Here is an 8,743-nt window from a genome sequence, read left to right as displayed (position 1 = left end):
CTTAAATTGAAAGTATCGCGTTATTGAAATTGGTAATTTGGAAGAAAATAGGGTTTTTTCACAGCCTGACGTTTTGCAGCTAAAAGAAGTGGCGACGTGCCAAGACCAAGCCAAAACAAATATAACGCAAACTTTTGAATTTTCGGAGAAAATTCGGAAGTATGCCCTTGCCTAAGCCATTTATTTTAACTGCTGTTAGCGGCTGTTTTTTATTGCCAGCCAGTAATATCCATTTTTGAATGGTTCAAAGTATTCAGAATATTCATTTTTCAGTTTTTCAAAATTTTCTTTGGATAAAACTAATCCATCGAGAATTCTTTTACTTTGATAAATTGTACTACTTACTTTTAAATCTGCAAAATTGTCACTATTAACAATTTCTCCGATTCCATATTGGTTTATATATTCAATTAAATTTTCATGTGCGATTCTGTCAGATCCTTCAAATTCGAAAAGAGCCTCGCAGAAATCGATGTCTAAATTTCGTAGAAATTGATAAAAAAAATCTCGTATTTCATAAAAATAAGGAAATGATAATAATTTTTGATTTCCAGATACTTGCATATTATGCAAGATCAATTCTAATGTACATTCAGTAAGATTTAAATTTCCATTCTCGTAAGTAATATGTTTATAAATTCCTATTTCAGTTCCATCACTCAAGATAATATTATCAATTTGTGACTTTACCTTTTCAGCATCTTCGATACCATTAAACTTTATTCCAAAAGACCATACAAAAGCCATAATTTACTCGTTTTTTTTTTAAATAGCCGCTAACGTCAGACTGTGAAAAAACCCCATAATCATCCTAACAAATATAGTAAAAAATTTGTAAGAAAATCAGATTTTTTGTATTTTTAAAGATGCAACATATCCAAGGAATATCAAGCAATCAGCAACAAATGAGTAGTTTAGAAGATAAAATATCGGCTGATAATTCAGTTCGGTTTATTGACGTTTTTGTGAATCATATCGATGTTGTAGATAACAAACATAATTTGGTAGTTGTCACGCGCAGTATCAACATACTTGGCTTACCCAATTTAATAGCCAAAATCAAGACATGGATCTCGCCTTACAAGAGAAAGGCTTGGCTTTTTGCAAAAACGACTTATATAAAGCTGTTTTTAGCTCAAATCATTTTTGGTACTACTCAAAATACATCAAAATTTAACGTAGCTTAAATTGAAAGTATCGCGTTATTGAAATTGGTAATTTGGAATAAAATAGGGTTTTTTCACAGCCTGACGGCTGACGCTATGGCAAGTGCGGGAATAAATTGTTGCTCAACTGTCTGCCAGCACAAATGTATATAAAGATTTCAAATGTTTCAACGAACACGCATACCCGCATTTGCTATAGCGTTTGTTAGGGCACGTTATTCATTTATTTCTAATGCATCTACAAGTCCAAAAAGTTCTCGGCTTTCAAATTCGTATTTTTTGTCTGCATAGAATATGAAATATCTACCTAATCGACCTGAAAATCTCAAACCTTGATTATGATTAATTTTCATTGAATAGATTGAATTTTCAAACTTTACAAGAGTATCAACTTGCGAGTTGCTTAATACCATAGTCGAAATTTTAAAATTGTCTTCTTTTCTTGAAGACTGAACATCAATATTAGCGTAATAAAGAGAATCAATTCTTCTGACTGTTATCATTTCTGTCCTAGAATAGCCTTCAATAACAATATGAGCCATATAATAAATAGAATCATTATTGCGAATACTTTTAATTGACGGTTTGTCCAGATTTCGACTTTGGGAGAAAGCAACTGAATTTATTGTCAATAAACATACTAGTATTTTCAAAAATTTCATGTCGATTTCGGTATTTTATAATGTGCCCTAACGTGTTTGTATAAGATTAGTGGCGTGTTAAAGCACCTAATTTAGCAAATAAACACCAGATAGAAAATCCGCGAGAATTTTCGTAAGTAGGCAATAACTAGCGATTAATTTTATACGGTGTTGCCACCAGTTTTTAATTCCACATTTTCTCAAATAACTTCGGGCAAATCGCTTTCATAGTTTCAGGTTCTTCCTCTTTCCAAGTAAACTCAAAATTCGGATAATTCCCTTCGTTTGTTTTGAAATCATCAGATATGTAATCGTATAGTTCTTTCCCTGTTTTATTTTCAAACGCAGTTAAAGCAACGTACCAAAAACTTTCAAAATCATAATATTCTTCGCCTTCTACAAATTCCGAAATTAAACTGTCTGGATTTTCCTTTGCTTTATAATATGTGTCTTTTCCTCGTGATATAATCCAATTTCTAAAATATTCAAATCCATCGTCCGAACAACCACCATTCATTATATATCCAGCACACCACATTTCAGAGTTATATGTATCGTAAAGAAGTTTGTCAGTTCTTAATCGGAAACCAATCATTTGTTTTGGTGTCAGTTTTTCAATTTCTTTTACTAAAAATCTTTCTTGTGCATCTTGATTTTTAGTATTCTTGACTGAAGAGTCAACTATACTCCAAAATATTGTTTCGTCCAACATTTCACTAGTTTTCTCAATTTCTTGATTATAAGTTTTCGGTATTTCTTTTTTGGTTGATTCTTTCTTTCCAAAAAGTTTGTCGAATATTCCCATTTGGTTATTATTTTTCGTGTTTTGATTACAACTTAATATCAAAAATGATGTAAGTATTATTGTCGTGAGTTTCATTTTTCAAATTGGTGCCAACGTCAGACTGTGAAAAAAACCCACAATCTTTCTAACAAATATAGTAAAAAATTTGCAAGAAAAGCAGCTATTTTGTGTTTTTAAAGATGCAACATATCCAAGGAATATCCCGCCATCAACTACAAATGAGTAGTTTAGAAGATAAAATATCGGCTGATAATTCAGTTCGGTTTATTGACGTTTTTGTGAATCATATCGATGTTGAAAAACTCGATGGTAAGCTATTCAAATATTTACATTTTGAACTTTAACAAAAAAATAAACCTCGCTTAAAAGGGTTTAAACGAGGTCAGAATTTTATGCTTTTGAAAATGTTTTTAAAAAAATGGTGGTTGTGAAACAGTTACCGCTGTTGTGTGCTGGTTTATTTACCAATCAATTCGTCGTTAATTTTTTTAATAGTTTCGTTATTTAATTTTCGGACTTTGCCTTTAAATTTATAATGTTTAACATACTTTAGTTTGAAATCGTCATTATAACTTTCGTATTCTTTGATTTCCTTTAATAAACCTTTTTCAGAATATATGTAAACAATTTTTGTATTAAAGTTTGAAAGAATCTCTTTTGTTATAATTCTGTTTGTTTTGTCATAATATTCTACTTCTGTTTTTGAATTTTCTTTTCCATCTCCATAATAAGTTTGAAAATTGCTACGCTTCCAATTATTTCCATAACTGAAAAGGTATTGCCATCTTATTTTTTTTGAATTTTCATAGATTTGATTAAGCTCTATGAGTTTTAAATTATCATCATATATTTTTTGAATATAAGTAGATTCTCCAGAATGAATTTCAAGTGAATTTCCTTCTTTTAAGTAATTTATACTCATAATTATTGAATCATTTTCAACATTTAGTATAATTTCATTAATAAGTTCATTTTTATTATTGTAATTATATTTAGTGTCAGTTTCATCAAATTCACATGTTTTGCACCACGAAGTATATTTTCTTGATAATTTTAAAATGTCATTTTGATATTCAAATTGTTCAATATTTCCAATTACATCAAGTTTATTATAGTGATGTCTTCCATAACTAATTTTTTCAAAAATTTTGCCAGATTTATCAAAGTAAAATTCTGATTTACCTATTTTAATTTTCTTTTCACTTTCAGAAAAACGATAGGTTGAAATATCTATTTTATATTCGCCATTTCTTTTTTCAATATTTTGAGAAAATAGTTGAATAATTGAAAGAAAGTAAATAATGTAGATAAATTTCATTTTATTCTGTTTTTCAAAACTAGCATACAACGTCAGACTGTGAAAAAACCCCTCAATCTTACTAACAAATATAGTAAAAAATTTGTATGAAAATCAGATTTTTTGTATTTTTAAAGATGCAACATATCCAAGGAATATCCCGACATCAGCTACAAATGAGTAATTTAGAAGATAAAAAATCGGCTGATAATTCAGTTCGGTTTATTGACGTTTTTGTGAATCATATTGATTTTTAAAAACTCGATGGTAAGCTATTCAAATATTTACATTTGAACTACAACAAAAAAACAAACCTCGCTTAAAAGGGCTTAAACGAGGTCGGAATTTTATGTTTTTTGAGATTTTATTTTGAAAAACAGTAGTTGTGCAACAGTTACAGTTGTTAGCAGAAGTTTTATATTAGAAAATAATCGGTTATATAAGATTGATTTTTATCAACTTCTTCATTGTAATAGTAAATTATGTAAATTTTAGATTTTTTAGGTATTTTTTTTATTCTTTTTTTATCAATTATTAAATTTTCAGATAAACATTTCAGAATCTGTCTAGATAAATCTGCATTATCAAATTCACTTATAGCTTTTATTTTTTTTATTTTCAGATTACGATTAACTTTAATTTCATAGATAGCAATTTTATCATTTTTTACTTCATAGCCTAAAAAATTATTTTTACAAGGTTTTTCTTTGTAAGAAATTTTTAAATCATTTTCGTTAAAATTCTTTATTTTATATTCTTTCAGAATTTTTAAAGCAGTTAATTTTTTTTCATTTGCTTTATTATAATTTTTTTGATTATTAGGATATTTCTTTGAATACATATCTGCGTCTAACTGATTTGAGCCAGAACAATAGCCAAAACTTAATACTCCATTAAAAGTGTCAGCAAATATTAGCCAAGTTGAGTTTTCTGGAACATATAAAGAACAAGAACTATTCATTGAAGCTAATATCTTAATAGTTGTAATTTTTTTACCTTTATATAACTCTAGAACTTCAATTTCTGCATTTTGATACTCCAAATCATTACCAATATTAGTTACTTTTAATATTTTGACTTTAGCTACAAATTCAGATTTTTGAAATTTATCAATTAATTTTGAAGGAATACAAACGCAACTAAAAACATAACTAGAATTGAATAAAAATAGAATAGTTAGAAAAAAATGTTTCATAAATATGAATTTATTTGTTGAATTTCTGAGTTTTCCAAAAATTTCTGCCAACGTCAGACTGTGAAAAAAACCCACAATCTTTCTAACAAATATAGTAAAAAATTTGCAAGAAAAGCAGCTATTTTGTGTTTTTAAAGATGCAACATATCCAAGGAATATCCCGCCATCAGCTACAAATGAGTAGTTTAGAAGATAAAATATCGGCTGATAATTCAGTTCGGTTTATTGACGTTTTTGTGAATCATATCGATGTTGTGGATAACAAACATAATTTGGTAGTTGTCACGCGCAGTATCAACATACTTGGTGTACCCGATTTAATAGCCAAAATCAAGACATGGAACTCGCCTTACAAGAGAAAGGCTTGGCTTTTTGCAAAAACGACCTATATAAAGCTGTTTTTAGCTCAAATAACTTTTAGAACTACTCAAAATACATCAAAATACATCATAATTTAACGTAGCTTAAATTGAAAGTATCGCGTTATTGAAATTGGTAATTTGGAAGAAAATAGGGTTTTTTCACAGCCTGACGTTTCGTGGCTTTGTCTTGTTGCCGAAAATAAGACCAAATATTTAAATTGAAAAAAACAATGAATACAAGTACAAAACCAACATTAAATGAAGCCGAAAACGGCAATAAGTCAAAACCGCTGTTAGCAAATCGTTATTCTAAAGATTTTAAATATACCCTAAAAAGTAAAGAAGGGAAGATTTTGTTGCAAGAGATAGTAACTTTTGGGTCTAAAGAAAAACCATTTCCTAAAGATTGGAAAAGTAACCCAATGATACAAATGGCAATTATTGATTATAAAGAAACTTTGATTAAAAACAATTTTGATATTTTAGTTGATGAAAATTTAGATTTCGATATATAATGTTTACTAACGTTTGGCAGCTACAAGAAGTTGCGTACTTCATTCACTGTCAATTACAAATATAGACAAATCTTTAATTCAACAATTACCATTTCTTATAAATCCCATGCCTAAAAATTTCTTGTAACTGCTGTTAGTGGCAGTTTTTTTATCAATAATATTCGTAATGTCCATATTGAAATTCTTGCGCACGTCTAAGATAAAAATTGTCCGTGATTAGCTTGTTAAGTTCGCCAACTATTGCCTTAAGCTTTTTGTTTCTTGCTATTTTCTCTTGTCCTAAAGTTTCAAAGTCAATTTTACTTTCGTCTTCTATAAGTTGTCGCAATGATTTAATGTAAAAATCTTTTTGCTTTGTTATGTCGTAAGTTTTGGAAATGTCATCTTTGCTTTTTGGCAACAAGTAAATTGAATATTCTGCATATCCTAAAATTCGGCTGCTTTGATGTCCAAAATATGTTCCTCCATATTGAAAGTGTCCAAATAATGAATTGATGTTTGAGTATATGTTTATGAGTTTTTGTCGTTGTTGAGCAAACTCTTCAACTCCGTTTCTTTGTTTAAGAAAATAAGCATATAAAACATAGTAGACATCTTGTCCAACTTCACAGTTAAATTCCTCCTTATCCATGTCGTTGAAATATGCTTGGTCAGGATTTTTTGGATAATCTTCAAAAAACTCTGTATGTTTATCCACTATGTTGTTGAAATCAATTTTTGCATATTTCAAAGTGTCACCAATTTCGGTTGCAATTAAAATGGTGTCTTGTTGTGTGTAGTATTTTGAGTTGTCAAACTTATTGGTTTGTGTTTCTTTTTCGGCAAAATTTTCCTCTTCAACTTTATTGGGTTGATTATTACAACTTAAAAATGTAATTGAAATGGTTAGTATATAAATTATCTTTTTCACGCTCATTTTTAAAATTGCCACTAACGTCAGACTGTGAAAAAAACCCACAATCTTTCTAACAAATATAGTAAAAAATTTGCAAGAAAATCAGATTTTTTGTATTTTTAAAGATGCAACATATCCAAGGAATATCCCGCCATCAACTACAAATGAGTAGTTTAGAAGATAAAATATCGGCTGATAATTCAGTTCGGTTTATTGACGTTTTTGTGAATCATATCGATTTTGAAAAACTAGGTTTTGAGTCCAAAGTTTTAAAAACACAAGGGCGACCTAGTTTTGCGACAACGATATTTTTAAAACTGTATTTATACGGTTATCTCAACGGTGTTCGCAGCTCCAGACGATTGGAAAAAGAATGTTTTCGCAACATTAAAGTGCAATGGCTTTTAGAAGACATTCGCCCGAATTATCATAGCATAGCCGACTTTAGAAAAGAGAATCCCAAAGCCTTGAAAGAACTCTTTAAATTGTTTGTTTCGTTTTTAAAAGATGCCGATTTAATTGCTGGCGAAACTATTGCAATTGATGGTACCAAATCCAGAGCCCACAACAGCAAGAAAGCGAATTTTAATCAAAAAAAGATTGATAAGCACAAAGAATATATTGATACCAAGTCACAAGAATATTTAGATCAGTTGGAGCAAAACGATATTCAGGAAAATCCAGTTGCCATAAAAAATATCCAACAAAAAATCGAACGTTTAAAGCAAAACAAAATCAAATACGAACTCCTTGAAGAAGAATTAAAACAAAGCAGAGAACCACAAGTAAGCACCACCGATTCCGATGCCAGAGCGCTTTTGGTTCAAGGTCAAGTAGTAGAAGTATCGTATAACATACAAGCAGCCGTAGATCACAAACACAACTTAGTAGTAGCCACGCACACCATCAACCGCAATGATAAAAATGCTTTATCGTCCATTGCTCTTGAAGTCAAAGAAAACTTAGCATTAGAAACCCTCACGGTTTTAGTAGACAAAGGCTATCACAACGGTCGCGAATTACACACTTGCAAACAAAACAACATCACCACCATAGTAGCGGTTCCTGAACAAGGCAAAAGTAATGAAAACGGCACCCAACCCGAGTATTTGGTATCAAAGTTTATTTATAACAAAGAAGACAATACTTACAGTTGTCCAGAAGGTCAAACCCTAACCACAACAGGTCGTTGGCACAAGAAAACAGGACGCACCGAAGAGAGTGGTTATAGGTTTCAAAAATACCGCACATCAGCGTGTAAAACTTGCCCCGTAAAAGACCGCTGCACCAGCAGAAAAGGAGGAAGAGAAATCGATAGAAGCGAGTATGCCGAAGCGGTAGAAGAAAATCACCAGCGTTACAAAGCAAACGCCCAATTGTATCGCAAACGACAAGAGATCAATGAGCACATCTTCGGAACCATCAAACGAAAATGGGGATATAGTTACACGGATTTAATAGGCTTAGAAAAAGTAAACGGAGAACACAGTTTAATCATGCTAGTTTACAACATCAAGCGCAGTATCAACATACTTGGTGTACCCAATTTAATAGCCAAAATCAAGACATGGAACTCGCCTTACAAGAGAAAGGCTTGGCTTTTTGCAAAAACGACTTATATAAAGCTGTTTTTAGCTCAAATCATTTTTAGAACTACTCAAAATACATCAAAATTTAACGTAGCTTAAATTGAAAGTATCACGTTATTGAAATTGGTAATTTGGAAGAAAATAGGGTTTTTTCACAGCCTGACGTTTTGCGGCTTGCTTTAGTGGCGATGATTTATCACAAACCTTTACAAATATAAACAAAACTTTTAATTAAAAACCTTTCCCATTTCTGATAAATCCCGTGCCTCGCCATTGAA

Annotated in this window: 11 protein-coding genes; 5 read left to right on the top strand and 6 right to left on the bottom strand. The window is 30.5% G+C overall.

Features of this window, described 5'->3' with window-relative positions; all coding sequences use genetic code 11:
• Positions 1-195 precede the first annotated feature (195 nt).
• On the bottom strand, positions 196-747 hold the full coding sequence (locus ACTF56_RS09745) for a hypothetical protein (protein WP_438966717.1): 552 nt from the start codon (positions 745-747) through the stop codon (positions 196-198).
• Positions 748-866: 119 nt separating this feature from the next.
• Between ACTF56_RS09745 and ACTF56_RS09740 the strand changes: the two genes are divergently transcribed.
• Positions 867-1,187, top strand: coding sequence for a hypothetical protein (locus ACTF56_RS09740; RefSeq protein ID WP_438966716.1), 321 nt, complete (start codon positions 867-869; stop codon positions 1,185-1,187).
• A 194-nt stretch (positions 1,188-1,381) separates the two neighbouring features.
• Here the strand turns inward: ACTF56_RS09740 and ACTF56_RS09735 are convergent, their stop codons facing one another.
• Both ACTF56_RS09735 and ACTF56_RS09730 read right to left on the bottom strand, forming a co-directional pair.
• On the bottom strand, positions 1,382-1,819 hold the full coding sequence (locus ACTF56_RS09735; protein WP_438966715.1) for a hypothetical protein: 438 nt from the start codon (positions 1,817-1,819) through the stop codon (positions 1,382-1,384).
• Between the two features lie 172 nt (positions 1,820-1,991).
• Positions 1,992-2,612, bottom strand: coding sequence for a DUF4240 domain-containing protein (locus tag ACTF56_RS09730; protein ID WP_438966714.1), 621 nt, complete (start codon positions 2,610-2,612; stop codon positions 1,992-1,994).
• Between the two features lie 179 nt (positions 2,613-2,791).
• Here ACTF56_RS09730 and ACTF56_RS09725 point away from each other — a divergent pair, with 179 nt between their 5' ends.
• Entirely contained in the window at positions 2,792-2,956 is a 165-nt protein-coding gene (locus ACTF56_RS09725) for a hypothetical protein (protein ID WP_438966713.1), read from the top strand.
• A gap of 113 nt (positions 2,957-3,069) precedes the next feature.
• Here ACTF56_RS09725 and ACTF56_RS09720 read toward each other — a convergent pair whose 3' ends face one another.
• Together ACTF56_RS09720 and ACTF56_RS09715 are read right to left on the bottom strand one after the other, a co-directional pair.
• Entirely contained in the window at positions 3,070-3,930 is an 861-nt protein-coding gene (locus ACTF56_RS09720; protein ID WP_438966712.1) for a hypothetical protein, read from the bottom strand.
• Between the two features lie 394 nt (positions 3,931-4,324).
• Positions 4,325-5,104 carry a hypothetical protein gene (locus ACTF56_RS09715; protein ID WP_438966711.1) on the bottom strand — a complete coding sequence of 260 codons (780 nt, stop codon included), beginning with the start codon at positions 5,102-5,104 and terminating at the stop codon, positions 4,325-4,327.
• Between the two features lie 137 nt (positions 5,105-5,241).
• Here ACTF56_RS09715 and ACTF56_RS09710 point away from each other — a divergent pair, with 137 nt between their 5' ends.
• Positions 5,242-5,562, top strand: coding sequence for a hypothetical protein (locus ACTF56_RS09710; protein WP_438966710.1), 321 nt, complete (start codon positions 5,242-5,244; stop codon positions 5,560-5,562).
• A 134-nt stretch (positions 5,563-5,696) separates the two neighbouring features.
• Positions 5,697-5,981 (top strand): hypothetical protein, encoded by a 285-nt coding sequence (locus ACTF56_RS09705; RefSeq protein WP_438966709.1) that lies wholly within the window; start codon positions 5,697-5,699, stop codon positions 5,979-5,981.
• Positions 5,982-6,132: 151 nt separating this feature from the next.
• On the opposite strand, the gene ACTF56_RS09700 is transcribed toward ACTF56_RS09705, so the two are convergent.
• On the bottom strand, positions 6,133-6,891 hold the full coding sequence (locus ACTF56_RS09700; protein WP_438966708.1) for a hypothetical protein: 759 nt from the start codon (positions 6,889-6,891) through the stop codon (positions 6,133-6,135).
• 110 nt (positions 6,892-7,001) lie between these two features.
• On the opposite strand from ACTF56_RS09700, the gene ACTF56_RS09695 reads away from it, so the two are divergent.
• Positions 7,002-8,564 carry an IS1182 family transposase gene (locus ACTF56_RS09695; RefSeq protein WP_438966707.1) on the top strand — a complete coding sequence of 521 codons (1,563 nt, stop codon included), beginning with the start codon at positions 7,002-7,004 and terminating at the stop codon, positions 8,562-8,564.
• The last annotated feature ends 179 nt before the right edge of the window (positions 8,565-8,743 follow it).

This window comes from Flavobacterium sp. (assembly GCF_965657075.1).
Lineage (GTDB): Bacteria > Bacteroidota > Bacteroidia > Flavobacteriales > Flavobacteriaceae > Flavobacterium.
This window is presented reverse-complemented; position numbering and strand designations above follow the sequence as displayed.